We start from the raw sequence: 16,021 nt of genomic DNA on the forward strand, positions 1-16,021 counted from the left end.
GAAGGTCTTATTGGTTATAGACTTTATCGGCGCTAATGTCACTTCTTCAAGTGCTCCATGATGAAGCCCTCGTATTCCCGACGTAGCTGGGCAGTCGGAACGGACATTTGATGATGCCCCTGGTTGGGCACGCTGATGATGCGCTTCGGTGAAGGCAGTTGGTTATAGGCGGCAAAAATTCCGGGCGGCGGGCAAGTCGTGTCGATCAGGCCTACCGACAAGAGCATATCGGCCTTGACGCGAGCGCTGAAGTAGACGGCGTCAAAGTAGCGCATCGTGTTGACGATGGCGTCGCCCTCGGGCGTACCGGCTTCGACTTTGCCCAAGCCGGGCCAGCCGGAGGCATCGCCTGAGATGTCACACAGGCCGGGCACGATGGCAACTGCGGCGGACACTCGCTCGTCGAGTCCGGCGGCAGCGATTACCTGGCCACCGCCCTGGCTGATGCCATAGGCGATCAGGTGCTGGCCATCCCACTCCGGCTGAGCGCAGAGGAAGTCGATCGCACGCATCAGGCGTAGGAACATGCCGAGGAAATAAAAATCGTCACGGCTTTGATTGCCCAGATAGCGGTAGTCCTTCAGCTCACCTTTGGCGAGCTCGTCGTAGTATGATTGCGGTTGTCCGTTGAGCATGCCGTGGGCGTTGATGTCGATCACGATGGCGTTGTATTTTTCGGCATAGGACAAGGTTTGCACGAGGCTGGAGCGACACCAACCGCCATTGACGCCGGCAGCGTGAAATAGGATAATTGCCGGGGAACTGCCGGGCGCGGCGTCTTTTGGCGCGCTGTAGTAGCCGCGCACGGGTTCCACATCGAGGCAGGGAATTTCGACATTGGCGTAGGTAAAGCGTTCGGCGATGCGATTGATCTTATTGCGGTGGTCCGGGTTTTTGGCTTCCAGCTCAAATTGCTCCGGAGTCAGTGGCTCAATGACCGGACTCGCCGGCGAAGCGGCAAGACGCTCCTTTTGTGCGGCCCAGAACGCATCGAAATCTTCTGGTGCCGGATGCGCGGGTTGAAACTTATCCGTGCCAAAGACAACGCCAGCTTCCGCAGCCGGGCGCTTCACGTCGGGCAGGCGCACTGAGCAACGGAACCACCCTAACTCCGGCGGTGCGAAGCTAATGGCTTGATCGTCCAATTGGGAATCTAGCGGCTGCGTGGTGATGGTGTCCCAACGGTTTTGCCAAATGCGGTATTCCGCGCTATCACCAATGGCTGCTTCGTCGCGCCGGACCTGAAAGACTGCGGTCTCGCCCTCGGCGTAAATGCCGTCAGCATGGTTAACGCTTAAAGTGTATTGCGACTTCGCTGCTTGAACCGAGCCCCACGAAAGGGTGACGAGTAGGGCGGCGAGGATGGTTGTTTTGAATTGCATTACAGTGTTATCGAAAAGTTGCTTTCCGCCATGTTTTCGGAGGATTGCAGGTAGGCGACGGCGTCCACGAAAACGCCTGCAGTCCAACCCATCATGGCCGGTGGTTCTGCTGATCCATTGGCCGGTCGTTCCGTTGCGAGATTCTCGGGGTTGATCAGGTAGCCAGCTTCTTCAACGGTGCGGTGCGTGCCGTCGATTACGTTGTATTTCTCCCACAAGTCGCCGGTTTCCTCGAAGGTTTGAACGACACTGGTTATGTATTTAGCGGCAATGCGACGGGCATCGTCGTGATAGCCATAGCGGGCCAGCGCGCGGTAAACCAGATGCTGAACGCAGGCCCACGCATTGGGATAGTCCCACTGCTGAGGCTGTTTTTGCGGAACGCCGCTTGCGACGCCAAATGCATGCTCCAACTGCGGCAATACATTTCTCACGACGGCATCTGCCTGCGCCTCAGTTGCCAACCCGGCCCAGAGTGGCTGGAAGGCGGCAGCGGTTGGCTGTGCGCCGGGCGTGCCTTGCGCGAAGTCGTAGTCGGTGAAGCATTGGAGGTCTTCGTTCCAGCAAAACTTTTCAATCAATATCTGCCGGTCAGCTGCTTTTTGGTGCCATTGCCCGACCTCTTCCTCGGGAGCCCATTGCGCCAGAAGCTTTTCATAAAGCCACAGGTTGGCGTTGAGGTCGATCGGGCAAAACTCCGGGCAGCGATGATCAAAGCGGGAATTAAAGTCCCAGCCCGATTCGCATTCCGCGAGGGCCAGCCCGGTTTCGGTTAGGCAGTCCTCCGGCTGGCGATGAGCCAAGCCCAGGCGGTATTTGATGGTTTCAAAAAAGGTGAGCAACTCGTCCCGGCTGGCGTGTTGCCCATAGCGCGAAAGACCGGTGGGGGAGAGCCGCTGCGTCGTCCAGAATGCATATTCACGCTGAATCAGCGGATAAGCTTCAACGGTGAGCGTCGGGTGGTTCAGCCGTCGGGCTACGACATCCACGAGCGGTGCCAGATAGGGTGGCTGGGAGCGTGTCAGGTAGTAGGTGCGATTACCATTGGGGACGAAGCCAAAGCGATCCACCTGCGCCAGCAGATTACGGGTGTTGCTTAGCGCTAAATCGTCAAAACCGGTTTCGAGCAGACCCAATGTCGTGAAATAGGTGTCCCAGTAATAGAGCTCTTGGAAGGCCCCTTTACGGCAGGGAATCGTATACGGATGTGGCAGCCCGATCAGCGTGCCGTCGTCCTCGGGGCAATGGCGCACGGTGTCCTCCCAATGTCCGGCGATGAAATCGCGGACTTGGTTAATGCGTGCTTCACTGATGAAAATTGAGCTCATGCCAAACCTTTACGGGTTAAGAATCTCCGCTGAATCGACTATGACATCGTCGATATATAGGTGATAGCTCGCCGGCGTATCGCTGGAGCTAAAATAAACACGGTCAATGAAACTGACCGGATTGCGTAAGGCGGCACCTTGCAGGCATAGTGTTCCGTTAAGATAGATGTCGGCCAGGTCGGAGCCGGGATTGATAATCGCTTCGACCTGATGCCAGGTATTGGCCGGGATGGCACCGAGCACTATATCGCTGCCGCCTGATTGCCGATAAAGCAGGTTACCAGCGCCATCCGTGACGAGCTCGATCGCGGCGCTGTCTCCGGCTAGCACTTTCATGGCGTGTCCGTCGACAAGGCCGTTTTCACGGAACTCCCACGATACGGTCACGGGATTACTTTGCGGCACAAAGCTTTTCCAAAGACTTGGGTAGCCGCTGGTGTTTCCATCCCAGAGTTGAATGCATTTATCAGTGGCGCTGGTGATCTCACGCACGGCAACATTGGTGCTGCTGTCCAGTTTGTAAGTCCAGCTTTCCGGGCGGCTGTTGGTCGCCAATTCGTCAAAGGTCTCATGAAGCGCCGGTGTCAGGTTGGAAATAGCGATGTCATTCACGTAAAGGTGGTAGGTGTAGGACTCATCGCTTGTGCCAAACAAGATGCCGTCGAAGTAGTTTGCCGATGTTTGAAACGTAGCGCCGCTAAGGCGACGCACACCGTCGACATATACATCCGCGTGGCCTTTTGCCGGATCCACGACGAGATCGACGTCATACCATGCTCCCGTGGGAACGGCTTGCAGCACGTGATCACCATTGGCATCGCGATAGACGAGATTGCCACTGAGCGTGAGCAACTCAATCGCCGCATCGTTACCCGAGAGCAGCACCATGTGATGCCCCTCGCCAAGCAATGATCCGCCGCCAGTTTGTTTGAAACTGAAGTGGGTGTTGAACGGTGCCGTGAGCTGGGGAATGCTGCGCCATGCCTCAATTTTTCCCAACGGATTACCGTCCCAAAACTGCATAGATTTATCAGCGGTACTGGGCGTCTCGCGGACGAAGACATTGGTCGTGGAATCGTTGTCCACACTCCAACCAGTAGGCCAGGAGCCAGTGGTCATCGTGTCGTAGGTCTCGTTGAAAATTACATCGCCAAGGGTGGGCTGATGGTAGCCGGTTCCGTAGTCGCTCGGCTTGACCAGATTGAAGGCATTGGCGGGATTGCCGACGATGTAGGCAATGTCGTCGTAGAAAATTTCGCGCGTTTCGTTAGTGTCATAGTGAGTGTGGTCCCAGCAATACTGACCCCATTTTACATACGCGCCGTGGGTCATTCCCTCGTCAGTGTTCCAGGCACCGTTGCCGAGATTGATGCCGGTGTATTCGACCGTGGGCGCGGATTCAGGAGCGCCGTCATACCATGCGAGCAGAATACCCGTTTCATTGCGGGAAAGTTTGCAGTAGAGGATGAAATCGTGCCACTCGCCCTTGGTCAGGCTGGGAGCGATCGTGGAATAAACGGTAACGGTTTTGCCGCCATTTCCGTTGCCATAGGCACCCTCCAGTATGAGCGCGCCCGTTGCCTCAACACCGACGGTGATCGTGATGTTTGTCGCGGGCAGGCTTGAGTGCCACGCATGAATCTGGCCTAAGACAACGGCTTTGCCCGGAGTGGGAAAGCTCTCTGGCGCATACAGGCTAAAGCCAAACCAGCCTTCGCCCGTGATGCGCTCCAAGTGGAAGCCGGAGGAGCCCTCGACGCCTTTACTCGAGCGATTGCCGTTATAGAACTCGGAGTTCCAGACCAGGCGGTGCACTTTGTTGCCAGAGCGCGGGGAGAAGCCGATTGGTGTGATGATCTCTGAAATATTGCCAGAGATAACCTCTACATTAAAAGGAGACAGACTGACGTCCTCAAAGTCTTCATCAATAATTTGCGCATTGGCATAAATAAAACTGAGGGCGAACGATAAGCTAAGCCTAAGGATTGCGGGGATGTATTTCATGGGGATCGGGGATACTTCCACCACCTAATTACAAACCCTCTTTAGCGGCAATATTCGGCCTGCTCAAACTGTTGAGCATTGTTCAGATACCCATTGGATCAGTGGTCGAGCTTACGTAAATCAGTCCGCATCGCTCTCTGGGCTACAAAGACCAATCCAGTTCGCCCCAAAAGAAATCCAAATACTGTACTAACGTATGGGCTACGTTTGGCCTACGGCCTCTCCCCGGCGATAGCCTCAGTCGTCGTTTTTCTGAACGAATTTGATGCACAACTGACGGATGGCTTGCATGCGGTTTTGCCCTTTGGTGTTAACCGTGCGCTTTGCCGCGTATTTAAGCGCGATCAGGCAGCGATGCCATGCGATCAGGTTTTCGGCGTGACCAAATTGGCGTATTTTTCGAGCTGGTTTTTGCCGAGTTTTTGGCTTTTTCGACGAGGCTGCGACGCTCGCAGTCGTTCAGTGCGAGTTTCTTACCAGTGGTGTCGAACTGCTGTTTGAGCGCTCGATTCTCCTCATGCAGATACTCAATAACATCCTGTTGTTTTCGGTTCATCCAACCAGCCAACGTTGCTAGAATCATTCGTGCTTGCGTCTTCAAGGCAGGAATTTCTAGAGTTTTGTATAAAGGCTTACAATCAGCTTGTTCATCCTGTGCGGCGTAAGTTTGCGCCCACCACGTTGCCAATCATGTAATCTAGCATTGCTCGATGCTGGCCTGCAAACAGGGTAATAACCCTCGACGAAAGTCCGCAACTGATCCTTTATGGTCGGGCTGAGAGGATTCGAACCTCCGACCCCTACACCCCCAGTGTAGTGCGCTAACCAGACTGCGCTACAGCCCGCCAAAAAACGGAAAGGACGAAAACATGACACCTGACGCCCCTTGTCAACCTATTCTTGGCGGGAAATTCGTTGGCTTTCGCTTTAAGCCCTAAAAATAAGAAGGGGTCGACGGAAACCCCGAAACGTCGACCCCTTAACAATTGGTGACTTCGCATTAGCGGAAGCCGCCTTCGATTAAGTTTAAGCATCGCTTGTGCCAATTCTCGGGAGTTTGTCGATTTGGCCAATATTTACTCGAATTGGTTGGTGCTTTGGAGTTGGACAAACAAATTTTTTACAATAGAGTCTTAATCCTATTTATGGCCGAGATCTCATCAATCGACGCCTCGGTGCGGCTGTTGTTGGTCGGCGAGTGCGCTGAGCATTTTTCCCCAACACGAGTTGCTGGCTATACTTGCGTCAATTGCCCTGCAGAACTGGCTAGTGTTGCGAAAGCCGTTCGCAGCCAAAGGGATAGCGATTGGGTCGTGGTCGCGCCGGTTGCGCTTTTTAACGTAGATGGGGCCCGTGAAATATTTGCCTCTCTGCGAAAAAGTGCAGCGATTCTCGGTTTAGGCGAAGGAACTGAGCAAAATGCTTCATTCACTTTTTACGATGCATTATTGCCTGTAACGGCGATGGATGTGGGCACAGTCACGCTTTCGGCTTTAGCTGAGTTGGCGCGAGCACGTCGACAGTTGAAAAAGATGGAGGCGGACTTCGAGCAGCAAGTCCGGATGATGGATCAGGTGTCGATGGCTATTATTGGCACGGATCTGAGCGGTAATATCAAGGCTTGGAACAATCGCGCGGAGACGATGTTTGGCTTTGAAAGTGATGAATGTCTGGGGCAGCCGCTCAGTGCTGTTTTCCAGAAGGGCCGCTCGTCGGATTTCAACATGCACACCTTGTTGGAACCGCTGCTGATTCATGACCGCCATCAATTTGAGACAGATATCCGACGACGTAATGGCGAGTACCTGCCGATTCAAGTCTCCCTGAGCCTGGAAAAAAATAACCACGGCGACATCGTTGGCATCATTTGCTGTTGTCGGGACATCAGTTTGCGTCGTCGCGTGGAAGGCGAGCGGCGGGAAGCTTTTCAACGGATGACATTTTTCATTGAAAGCATGCCGCTGGGCTTCATTGAGTGGGATATCAATGGGGACATCCTGGCATGGAATCAGTCTTCGGAACAGATTTTCGGTTACAGTCAGCGAGAGGCAATTGGCCAGTCATTTTCAATGTTGATTGAAAAGTCCTTCACCGAAAACGCGCGTGGCATTTTTAATCAGATGCGCGAACGTAAAGGTGGAGTGCAGAGTCGCAATAACAACATAACACGCGATGGTCGGGTGATCATCTGCGACTGGACCAACTCCGCGCTCATCGATGATAAAGGCAACGTCGTTGGGTTTGCTTCGATTGTCTCTGACGTTACTGAGCAAATTCAGATCGAGGAGGAGCTAAAGGCGTCACGAGAATCCGCCTTTGCCGCGAACCGAAGTAAAGATGAATTCCTCGCGGTGATGAGCCATGAGGTGCGGACGCCAATGAACTCTATCATCGGCTTCGCTGACTTGCTCATGGAGTCACTGGAGGACGATGAGCAGGGCGAATTGGTAAACATCATTAAGGCCAATGCGTTTAACCTGCTGGAGTTGATTAATAATGTCCTGAACTACAGTCGCCTGGAGGCGGGCGAGGTCAACCTCATGCAGCAGGAGACGGATTTGATCGCGCTGTTCCATGAGATTGAGGAGGTTACACAGGCTGAAGCTAAGGAGAAGGGCTTGACGTTTGCTGTCGAGTTCATGCCGGAGACGCCGCATCAGGTCATGGCCGACCATTCGGAGTTGCGGCAGGTCTTACTCAACTTGACTGCGAATGCGTTGAAATTCACACAACGTGGGGGAGTGGTGATCACAATCAGCGCCAAGCCCTTACCGGGGGCAGATCCGTGGTCTTGGGAGCTGCTTTTCGCGGTGAAGGACACCGGAATCGGCATTGCACAGGCCGATCAGGGAAAGCTCTTCCAGTCATTCACGCAGTTGGACTCCAGCTCTACACGACGCTTCGGCGGCACGGGATTAGGGCTGGCGATTTGCCGCCGTATCGTGGAGCTTTGGTCGGGGAAGATTTGGGCAGAAAGCAATGTCGATGAAGGCTCTACGTTTTTCTTCACCCTGCCGACGACGGAGTGTCAGCGCGAAGGCCATCGCCGCAATAGCGATGTTCCATATGAGGAGATCGAGGATCATCGGTTTGCGGAAATTTTCCCTCTGCAGATACTGCTCGTGAGTAACACCAATGCGACGGTGGAAGTAGTGGAGAAGATTATGGCCAGTCTCGGCTATGAAATCGGTATTCAGCAGGACGGCATTGAAGCGATCAGCCACATGCAGGACGCTGCCTATGACATCATCTTGATCGATGATGACTTGAGTGATTTTTCGAGCGCCGAAATGCTGGAGATCATAAAGACGGGTCAAGCTGGAGCGCAGAACGAGACTGCGCACCTGATCGCTCTCATCGAGAAAGGTCCGCAGAACAAAGACTCTTCGCCGTCCGTCTCATTGCAGGTTGAGGTCGTGAACAAGCCGATCATCGCGCGCAACATTCGTATGGCGCTGCGCAAGATCGCTATTGGCCGCGACGTGGCGAAGTCCAAGCACTAAGACGAGCTGACTTAAGCGGTGACTTCAGTTCTGTGTGCGCCGGGCCCGGTTTGGGTGTGGAAAAAGGTAGCCTGCTGGCCGAATTTATCCTGATAGGCTTGGACATTTTTCTCGGCCTGCTTTTGGTCGAAGGCGGAATTCGTCACGGCCATTACGGCACCCCCAAAACCACCACCCGTCAGGCGTGCTCCCCAGACATTGTCCGTTCGGCGCAGCTCGTCAACCAGCAGGTCGAGCTCGGCGATGCTGTTTTCAAAGTTGATGCGCGAGCTGTCGTGCGATTCAAACAGCATTTTACCGACCGCGCGCATATCGCCGGATTTTAGCGCGAGCTCAACGGCGCGGACACGTTCGCACTCACCTACGATGTGGCGTGCGCGGCGGAGCAGCACATCGCCAAGTAGAGCGTGGTTTGCCTCAAGTTGCTCGGAATTCACCTGTGCCAGGCAGGTAATGTTGGGTAGCGCGGCCTGCAGCCGTTTGACCGACTCCATGCATTCGCGGTGACGCTCGCCATACAGCGAGTCTACAAGGGAGTGCTTTTTCGCGGTGTTAAAAACCCAGAAGTGTACGTCTTGGGGGAGGGGGAGGCGGTTGAATTCCTCGCGCTCGCAATCGATCTTCACCAGGCAATCGACGTCGCCAAAGGCGGACACGCCTTGGTCAAGTATACCGCATGGCATGCCAACAAAGTTGTTTTCGGCACGACGGCCTACGCGGGCCATATCGGCGCGCTCCAGTTCAAAATCGAACAGCGCGCTCATGCCATAGCCGCAGGACAGCTCGAATGCGGCGCTGCTGCTGAGGCCGGCACCCGGCGGCAAGTCGCTATCCACCGCCATATCGAAACCGTGAGGTGTTTTCATGCCGGCATCAATAAGCTCTTTCAAGACGCCGAGAGCGTAGTTGGCCCAGGAGTCTTCACCGGTAAGCGGGGTGATCGAATCGAGATTCGTGATCGTTTCGCGGTCCATTGTGGCGCTCCAGAGGTGTACTTGCCGATCGGCACGCGGTGCCAGGGCTACGGAAATGCGCCGATCCACGGAGACGCCGAGCACGGGCCCGCCATTGTAGTCGGTGTGGTTCCCGATAAATTCCAGGCGGCCCGGGGCTTGAGCGGAGACCGCTGGTTCGCGGTCAAATTTTTGGGTAAACTGCTGATTGATCACGCAACCCAAGGAATGGCTCGCTGCCGAAGTGATCAAATCAAAAAATCAACTTTTGCTAAGGGCTTTGCAGCGCTACAGAGGTTACTTGGGAACGCCAAAGGCCAACCAGCAGGTTGGCCTTGAGGCTAATTCCTGGCGTGAGTATTATTGCTCGCCTTCCGGGGGAGCGTCTTTTTTGGGCTTCTTCTCGCCCTTGATGATAATTGCTTTGTCGGTGAGGGCTTTGGCGAGTTCGTCCGCGGAGAGTGATCCGTCGCCGTTGGTGTCGTATTTCTCGATGAGGGCGGTTGCCTTTTTCTCGGCAGATTTCTGAGCTTTATCAGCCTTGTCGCCTTCTGCGTGGGCGATTGTTGCGCCAAAAATGGCAAAACTAAGGGTCAGCAGACCGAGGGTTTGAGTTAACTTCATGTCGTTTATGTTCGCCTTGCCAGCCAACACCGCAACCCGTAGCAGGCGTCATGCACTGCGACCCACGTGTGAAGGCTGGAAAGCTAAGATATATATAACCTCAAATATCTGAAATTGTTGATGCTGGAATGCAGATTTTTTCGAAATATGCGTAGCCAGCCTGGAGCGCAGGCTAATTACCAAATTTCGGCCTGGTCGCTTTGCTAAGTGCCTGATATGCAAAGACTTGATTGCTGTAGGTGCCCCAAAAAAAACCCGCGCCATGAAGCGCGGGTTTTTAAGTGAGATAATCTCGTAGGGGTTAGGCAATCAGAGCCTTGAGGCCGGTGCCGGGCTTGAACTTGACCGTCTTGGAGGCCTTGATCTTGATCTTTTCCTTAGTCTTGGGGTTGACACCCATGCGAGCGGCGCGCTTGGCGACAGTGAAGGTGCCGAAACCGATGAGCTGAACGCCCGTCTTGTCCTTCTTAAGGCCCTTCTTGATCGCATCGAGCACTGCTTCTACGGAGCGTTCGGCTGCTGCCTTGGTGGCATCCTTGCCGAGATTCTTTTGTACTTCGATGACCAGTTCTGCTTTATTCATATCTATTTAGATTAGGATTTTTGCGTTAGTATAATGGTGTTTAACCGCAGCCCTTATGACTCTTTCCGAGCATGCTCGTCAACGAAATTAGCACAAGAAAGTGCATTTTTTTTATTTTTTGAAACGGCTCTAGCCTTTTTCTGGTGGGCGATCTAGAGGATTAATCCCTTGACTCCCGCTTATCAAAAGGGTTAACAAGTGTTCCATCGCCTCAACCCGCTTTATGCCACGTTCTCGGGCGATCTGTTCGGACCGTTTCAATAGCTGGCGGGCCATCTGCCTTGCCTGCGCTTCCGGTGCCCCCAGGCGCTGGCATAGCTGCGTTAAGCTTTCTTCGTTCTGACCTGCGTCGTCATCCATTTCAAGCCGTGATTTCAGAAATAATTTTCACCGGCGCACCATCTTGCTTTGCGATGCAAAGTTGGGCGTCGTTGTTCACGTAGCGTCGCTTCAGTAAGGCTAGCCCAACGCCATCTACATGCGAGGTAATACTTCCCACCTGACGCTCTCCCGAAAAGACTGGCAGCAGACCCGTTTCACTTTGCGATGCAAAGCTTACGCGGTAGATCGCACGCTGAGCTTGCCCCATGGAGTGAAGGCGCGCCATGACTTCCTGGCCGAGATAGCAACCCTTGGTGTAGCTAACGGCGATCTTCGAAAGGTCGCCGCCTTCGTGTGGTAAATCACTGCTGCCGATGTCCTGAGGGATCGCCGGAAAGCCTGCATCGATGCGGGATGCGCGTAATGCGTCTGCGGTGGATTCTGTTGCCGAAAATCCAGTGGGGCACCAGTCGATATCCGATGGAATCAAGCAATCCAGGCTGCCCACGCCACCCATGCGACTGTGGAAAATAAGCGCGCCATCCACTTGGCTAAAGCAATTTTTTGCCGGCGAAATTTTTGCCAGTGCGTCATCGTCACCCCATAGCGTGATGAGCCGAAACTGCGCGGAAACGTCTTCAATCACCACTTCGTCAGCGATGATATTTTCCTCTACTTTGTGTTGCAAAGTTTCTGCATCACTGTGGTAGCTGATCAGAAGAAAATCTTCCGGGCCCCGCTGAAGGATGAACGCATCGTGCTGCACCTTGCCCTTGCGATCGAGGAATAGCCCGTACGTTACCGGGTTGCTTTCGCTACGGCGCAGGTCGTTGGAGAATTGACTTTGGAGATAGCTGGCTGCGTCCTCATCGGTTACGGCAAGGACGGTGGGTTGCGAAGTGTGGCACTGGAGAGTCGGCATGTAATTCGGGATTAATCAGGCTGAACAAATATCAGGGACGGCTTGCCTATGATTTGGGCGTCCTCTGGCAATACCTTGAACAGCTCGGTGATGTTGTCAAATTGTGCGGTTTCTTGGGCTTCGATGAAGTAGGACGTCCGCCAAATCATGGTTTTCTTACCTTCTATGGTCTTACTTTCCATATTTTGCTGCGTGCTGACCACCTTGAAAGTCGGGGATTTCTTGAGGCTTAGTTTTGGTTGGGGGCTATTTGCAAGAATGTGAATCAGGCCGATTTCACCCACCGGGAGCTCACTGTTTCTATTTAGAATAAGAACGCTTGTCTCCGGCGCTGGAATCACGGTGTAGGTAACGCGGTTCGAGGTGAGCTGCGAATTGCCGAAATCAACCGTGTAGGGGCCCGCGGTTTGCTGCCCGGTAGTCTCGGCTAAGAGCATGATTCTCTGTGAAAAGTTTGGGCTCTGGTTGGAAAACTTTGCCATAGGGCTTAGTTCCCCGGGATCCGGGGAAATTTCCACGTCGGTGATGACGAGTTTCGCCATAATCTGCTCACCCTTAATGAAAACATCGCTATCCAGCAACAGTTTCAGCTGAGCCTCCGCGAGTAGATTGGCGGCTGAGGCAATCAGTAAGAGCAGTATGGAAAGCGATTTCATCGGTTGGAGCAGTGGGAGGCCTCAGGGGCAGACGGCCTGGCCAAGGTTTTTGGCTTGAGTCTGGCGCTGGCATGGGCGTTGATGTCCGTTTTTTCCAAGCCTAATTCTGGCCCCAGTCAACATGCAAGTTCAGCCCGTGATTAACACGACCGACATCAATATCGAATCATTCCGCGAGTTGCCGACTCCGGAAGAGCTGCTCGCGTCCATTCCCAAGACCGACGCGCAGGCGGAATTCGTCACTGAGGCACGGCAGACCATTCACCGCATCATTTTTGGCGACGATCCTCGCCTGCTCGTGGTGGTGGGCCCGTGCTCGATCCATGACCTGGAGGCAGGCCGCGAGTATGCGCGCCGCCTGGTCAAGCTCGCGGAGGAGCTGAAGGATCGCGTATACATTGTCATGCGTGTCTATTTTGAAAAGCCGCGCACCACGGTTGGTTGGAAGGGCCTGATCATGGACCCGCAGCTTGATGGCCAGTGCGACATCCCTGAGGGCTTGCAAGTCGCGCGCAACTTCCTGCGTGAGGTGATCGACATCGGCCTGCCGACCGCCACGGAGCTGCTGGACCCGATTACGCCGCAATACATTGCCGACCTCATTTGCTGGACGGCGATTGGAGCGCGCACCACGGAGAGCCAGACCCACCGCCAGATGGCCTCAGGCCTCTCCATGCCGCTCGGCTTTAAAAACAGCACTGACGGCAGCATCGAAGCGGCGATTAATGCGATCAAGGCCGCCAGCCAGCAGCAGACATTCCTCGGAATCGGGGCCAATGGCCGCGCCTCCGCAGTCACCACCCGCGGTAACCCCAATTGCCACCTCGTCCTGCGTGGCGGTAAGGCGGGCCCCAACTATTCGGCGGACCAAGTCAAGGCTTACACGGAACAGTTAAAGTCCAAGGGTCTGATCCCGGCGGTCATGGTTGACTGTGCGCACGACAATAGCGGCAAAGACCCGGCCAAAAGCCCGGAAATTCTCGAAGAAGCCGTGCAGCAAATTCTCGATGGCAACCACTCAATGATTGGCGCAATGGTGGAGAGCAATCTGAAGCATGGCAGCCAGAAATTCCCGCAACCGCTCGAAGATTTGGAATACGGCGTCTCGATTACCGACCCATGCCTGGGCTGGGATGATACCGAGAAGGCTTTGCGCGCCGCCTACGAAAAGCTGGCCCCGCGCTTTCAGTAAATAAAACGCATTTTGCCATGACCACTGCCGACATCATTCGGTTGGGCCCTGATGACGAATGTCCGGGCGTAACGCATGAGGCCGACGTTAAGCTGCGCGAAGTGGACGGATGGACGCAGACGGCGACCATCGTCCAACCGGAAAAACCGACCGGTGGTGGCATTGCAGTTTTGATTCATGGCGGCGGTTTTAGCATGCGCAACCTTCGGCCAATGACGAACATGGGCCGTATTCTGGCCCGTGAGCTTGGCATGACCACCGTAGTGCCGATTTATCGCCTCGGTGGGGAGGGAAACCCGAGCTATCCGAAGCCAGTGGAAGACGTCGCCTTTGCCTGGGAGTGGGCGCAAGCTCACGCGGCAGAGTGGGGTGCGGATGCGGAGAAAATGGTCGCCGGCGGCTCATCGGCGGGCGGCACCTTGTCGGCTCTGGCCTTGGTTAAGGGCATGCTGCCGGGCTGCCGTGGATTGCTCGAATATTGGGGGCCGTTGGACTTCATTGCCCGCTGGTTTGACAACGGTGAGAAGCAGGGCGGCGATTTCAATTTACTGGGCGCAAATTACCCGGACAATGTGACGCTCTACCATGATGCCAGCGTGGTGACGCATGTTACGCCAGGCCTGCCGCCAGCGGTTTTCATCTACGGACGCCAAGACCAAACCGTGCATCTGCGCCAGGGAGAACTGGGCTGCTCTGCTTGGAAAAAAGCGGGCAACGAAGCCGATCTTCTCGTGCTGGATAATATTGGCCACGGTATGGTCGGTGATAACACTGGGCAAATGGTCAAGGTGGCAGATCGCTCGGTTGCCTTTGTGCACGGGCTGTTTTAGGGGTGTGGCGTCTGCGGGCCGTTGAGTGATTCTGCAAAGTTATTGCTCGTCGCCGCTATTTCAATTTGTGCGCAGTTGGTTTAAGCTATCGCCTGATCAGCTAACCCAAGACATCAGACCATGCCCCACATACTCGGACTCGACGCCTCCACGCAAAGCTTCTCGGCTTTGGTAATTGATACCGATAGCGGTGCTGTTGTCGCCGATGCGTCGGTTAACTTCGGGCAGCGATTGCCCCAGTATCAGTCGCCTAGCGGGTTTCTGCCGAATGGTGCTAACGGTGAAGTTCATACGGACCCGCTGATGTGGCTGGATGCCTTGGAGCTACTACTTGACGATTTGCGCGCTCGGTGTGACCTCTCTCAAATTGCGGCGATTTCCGGAGCAGGGCAGCAGCATGGTTCGGTATATCTAAATGATAAATGGCCAGCGTGTATTGGCGAGCTCGACGCAAACGGCAAACTAAGCGACCAAATAGCACCCTGTCTTGCTCGGTCGACCTCGCCCATTTGGATGGACACTGCCACTGGGGAGGAATGCCATGAAATTGCTGAATCCGTCGGGGGCAATGCCGAGGTGTGCGCGAAGTCTGGTTCGGTGACGATCGAGCGATTTACCGGGCCGCAGATTCGCCGGTTCTTCAAAACATCTCCTGCTGATTATGCGGCAACGGCGAGCATTCACTTGGTTAGCTCTTTTGTTTGCTCGGTGCTCTGTGGCGAGGACGCGCCGCTGGATACCGGTGATGGCGCGGGCATGAATCTGCTAAATGTCGAAAGCTGGCAATGGGACGATGATTTGCTCGATGCCACGGCACCGGGCTTACGTAATCGGCTACCATCCGTCGTGCCCGGCGCGAAGCAGGCCGGGGTTGTGTCGACGTTTTTCGTGGAAAAATTTGGCTTTCGCGTCGGGACTCCGGTGACGGTTTTTACCGGCGATAATCCCAGCAGCCTCGTTGGCATGGGCGCGAGCCAGCCGGGCAAAGTGGTGGTGTCGCTGGGGACTTCAGACACTTTTTTCGCCGCGATGCCAGGCATCGTTACCGATCCCGATGGCTGCGGTCATGTCTTTGGAAATCCGCTAGGTGGCCCGATGTCGTTACAATGTTTTGTCAATGGCTCACTGGCGCGCGAGGAGGTAAAAAATCGTTTTGGTCTGGACTGGAGTGATTTCACAGCGGCGCTGAAGTCCACCCCCGCTGGCAATGATGGTAACGTAATGTTGCCGTTTTTCCGCCCGGAGATCAGTCCGCGTTTGGATTTGGAGGCACCGGTCCTGAGCGGCGCAGAAGGCTTTATGGACTGGCGTGATCCGCGGGCCGCGGTTCGCGCATGCGTGGAAGGGCAATTTATGAATATGAAGCTCCGCAGTGCCTGGATGCGTTTGGCACCCGATGTGATCTACCTCACGGGCGGTGCTTCGCAAAACGACGCCATTGCGCAAGTGGCAGCTGACATTTTCCAGACCCGCATCGAACGGCTCACGGTGAGCGGTTCGGTGGCAATGGGGGCGGCAATGCGTGCGGCAAATGGCTGCCTGGGCATTGAGATTGCCGAACTGGAAGCAGCGTTCTGCCAACCGGAAGCTGGCAGCGAAATCCAGCCTCAGACGCTGGCCGGTAGCTACGATGAGGCGCTTGAGCAGTTCGCCCAACTGCTAAGGAGACAGAATTAAAAAGCGCCAATGCTAGATAGCATTGACGCAGAAAATTGAGCGAGTG

At 54.8% G+C, this 16,021-nt stretch carries 13 protein-coding genes and 1 tRNA gene; 4 read left to right on the top strand and 10 right to left on the bottom strand.

What is annotated here, in order from left to right; genetic code table 11:
* Window positions 1-38 precede the first annotated feature (38 nt).
* From O3S85_RS01655 to O3S85_RS01675, 5 genes are all read right to left on the bottom strand, one after another.
* Window positions 39-1,382: an acetylxylan esterase gene (locus tag O3S85_RS01655; RefSeq protein ID WP_269537342.1), complete on the bottom strand. Its 1,344-nt coding sequence runs from the start codon at window positions 1,380-1,382 to the stop codon at window positions 39-41.
* The gene (locus O3S85_RS01660; RefSeq protein ID WP_269537343.1) at window positions 1,382-2,710 is read right to left on the bottom strand and encodes a trehalase family glycosidase; all 1,329 of its coding nucleotides are present in this window, start codon (window positions 2,708-2,710) and stop codon (window positions 1,382-1,384) included. Before O3S85_RS01660 ends, O3S85_RS01655 begins: the two co-directional genes overlap by 1 nt.
* A 9-nt stretch (window positions 2,711-2,719) precedes the next feature.
* Entirely contained in the window at window positions 2,720-4,714 is a 1,995-nt protein-coding gene (locus O3S85_RS01665; protein WP_269537344.1) for a heparin lyase I family protein, read from the bottom strand.
* Window positions 4,715-5,048: 334 nt separating this feature from the next.
* A complete protein-coding gene (locus O3S85_RS01670; RefSeq protein ID WP_269537346.1) occupies window positions 5,049-5,315 on the bottom strand; it encodes a hypothetical protein in 267 nt (88 codons plus the stop codon).
* Window positions 5,316-5,481: 166 nt separating this feature from the next.
* Window positions 5,482-5,559, bottom strand: a tRNA-Pro gene (locus O3S85_RS01675).
* A 300-nt stretch (window positions 5,560-5,859) separates the two neighbouring features.
* Here O3S85_RS01675 and O3S85_RS01680 point away from each other — a divergent pair.
* The gene (locus tag O3S85_RS01680) at window positions 5,860-8,217 is read left to right on the top strand and encodes a PAS domain S-box protein (protein ID WP_269537347.1); all 2,358 of its coding nucleotides are present in this window, start codon (window positions 5,860-5,862) and stop codon (window positions 8,215-8,217) included.
* Window positions 8,218-8,228: 11 nt separating this feature from the next.
* Here O3S85_RS01680 and galK read toward each other — a convergent pair whose 3' ends face one another.
* The 5 genes from galK to O3S85_RS01705 form a co-directional block, all read right to left on the bottom strand.
* Window positions 8,229-9,386, bottom strand: a complete 1,158-nt coding sequence (gene galK, locus O3S85_RS01685; protein ID WP_269537348.1) for a galactokinase — start codon at window positions 9,384-9,386, stop codon at window positions 8,229-8,231.
* 144 nt (window positions 9,387-9,530) lie between these two features.
* A complete protein-coding gene (locus O3S85_RS01690) occupies window positions 9,531-9,794 on the bottom strand; it encodes a hypothetical protein (protein ID WP_269537349.1) in 264 nt (87 codons plus the stop codon).
* A 301-nt stretch (window positions 9,795-10,095) separates the two neighbouring features.
* Window positions 10,096-10,377, bottom strand: a complete 282-nt coding sequence (locus O3S85_RS01695) for an HU family DNA-binding protein (protein ID WP_269537350.1) — start codon at window positions 10,375-10,377, stop codon at window positions 10,096-10,098.
* A 361-nt stretch (window positions 10,378-10,738) separates the two neighbouring features.
* On the bottom strand, window positions 10,739-11,620 hold the full coding sequence (gene ygfZ, locus O3S85_RS01700; protein ID WP_269537351.1) for a CAF17-like 4Fe-4S cluster assembly/insertion protein YgfZ: 882 nt from the start codon (window positions 11,618-11,620) through the stop codon (window positions 10,739-10,741).
* 11 nt (window positions 11,621-11,631) lie between these two features.
* Window positions 11,632-12,276 (bottom strand): hypothetical protein, encoded by a 645-nt coding sequence (locus O3S85_RS01705; protein WP_269537353.1) that lies wholly within the window; start codon window positions 12,274-12,276, stop codon window positions 11,632-11,634.
* A gap of 136 nt (window positions 12,277-12,412) precedes the next feature.
* On the opposite strand from O3S85_RS01705, the gene O3S85_RS01710 reads away from it, so the two are divergent.
* From O3S85_RS01710 to O3S85_RS01720, 3 genes are all read left to right on the top strand, one after another.
* The gene (locus tag O3S85_RS01710) at window positions 12,413-13,468 is read left to right on the top strand and encodes a 3-deoxy-7-phosphoheptulonate synthase (RefSeq protein WP_425499841.1); all 1,056 of its coding nucleotides are present in this window, start codon (window positions 12,413-12,415) and stop codon (window positions 13,466-13,468) included.
* A gap of 17 nt (window positions 13,469-13,485) precedes the next feature.
* Window positions 13,486-14,298 (top strand): alpha/beta hydrolase, encoded by an 813-nt coding sequence (locus O3S85_RS01715; protein WP_269537355.1) that lies wholly within the window; start codon window positions 13,486-13,488, stop codon window positions 14,296-14,298.
* 120 nt (window positions 14,299-14,418) lie between these two features.
* Window positions 14,419-15,975: a xylulokinase gene (locus O3S85_RS01720; RefSeq protein WP_269537356.1), complete on the top strand. Its 1,557-nt coding sequence runs from the start codon at window positions 14,419-14,421 to the stop codon at window positions 15,973-15,975.
* Window positions 15,976-16,021 lie beyond the last annotated feature (46 nt).

Origin of the sequence: Cerasicoccus sp. TK19100, from assembly GCF_027257155.1 — a bacterium.
Lineage (GTDB): Bacteria > Verrucomicrobiota > Verrucomicrobiia > Opitutales > Cerasicoccaceae > Cerasicoccus > Cerasicoccus fimbriatus.

What these genes read in the sequence shown, in the direction of transcription:
- O3S85_RS01665 (WP_269537344.1), bottom strand. Translation starts at nt 4,714, where the DNA reads ATGAAATACATCCCCGCAATCCTTAGGCTTAGCTTATCGTTCGCCCTC.
- O3S85_RS01695 (WP_269537350.1), bottom strand. Translation starts at nt 10,377, where the DNA reads ATGAATAAAGCAGAACTGGTCATCGAAGTACAAAAGAATCTCGGCAAG.
- ygfZ (WP_269537351.1), bottom strand. Translation starts at nt 11,620, where the DNA reads ATGCCGACTCTCCAGTGCCACACTTCGCAACCCACCGTCCTTGCCGTA.
- O3S85_RS01690 (WP_269537349.1), bottom strand. Translation starts at nt 9,794, where the DNA reads ATGAAGTTAACTCAAACCCTCGGTCTGCTGACCCTTAGTTTTGCCATT.
- O3S85_RS01705 (WP_269537353.1), bottom strand. Translation starts at nt 12,276, where the DNA reads ATGAAATCGCTTTCCATACTGCTCTTACTGATTGCCTCAGCCGCCAAT.
- O3S85_RS01660 (WP_269537343.1), bottom strand. Translation starts at nt 2,710, where the DNA reads ATGAGCTCAATTTTCATCAGTGAAGCACGCATTAACCAAGTCCGCGAT.
- O3S85_RS01680 (WP_269537347.1), top strand. Translation starts at nt 5,860, where the DNA reads ATGGCCGAGATCTCATCAATCGACGCCTCGGTGCGGCTGTTGTTGGTC.
- O3S85_RS01715 (WP_269537355.1), top strand. Translation starts at nt 13,486, where the DNA reads ATGACCACTGCCGACATCATTCGGTTGGGCCCTGATGACGAATGTCCG.
- O3S85_RS01720 (WP_269537356.1), top strand. Translation starts at nt 14,419, where the DNA reads ATGCCCCACATACTCGGACTCGACGCCTCCACGCAAAGCTTCTCGGCT.
- O3S85_RS01655 (WP_269537342.1), bottom strand. Translation starts at nt 1,382, where the DNA reads ATGCAATTCAAAACAACCATCCTCGCCGCCCTACTCGTCACCCTTTCG.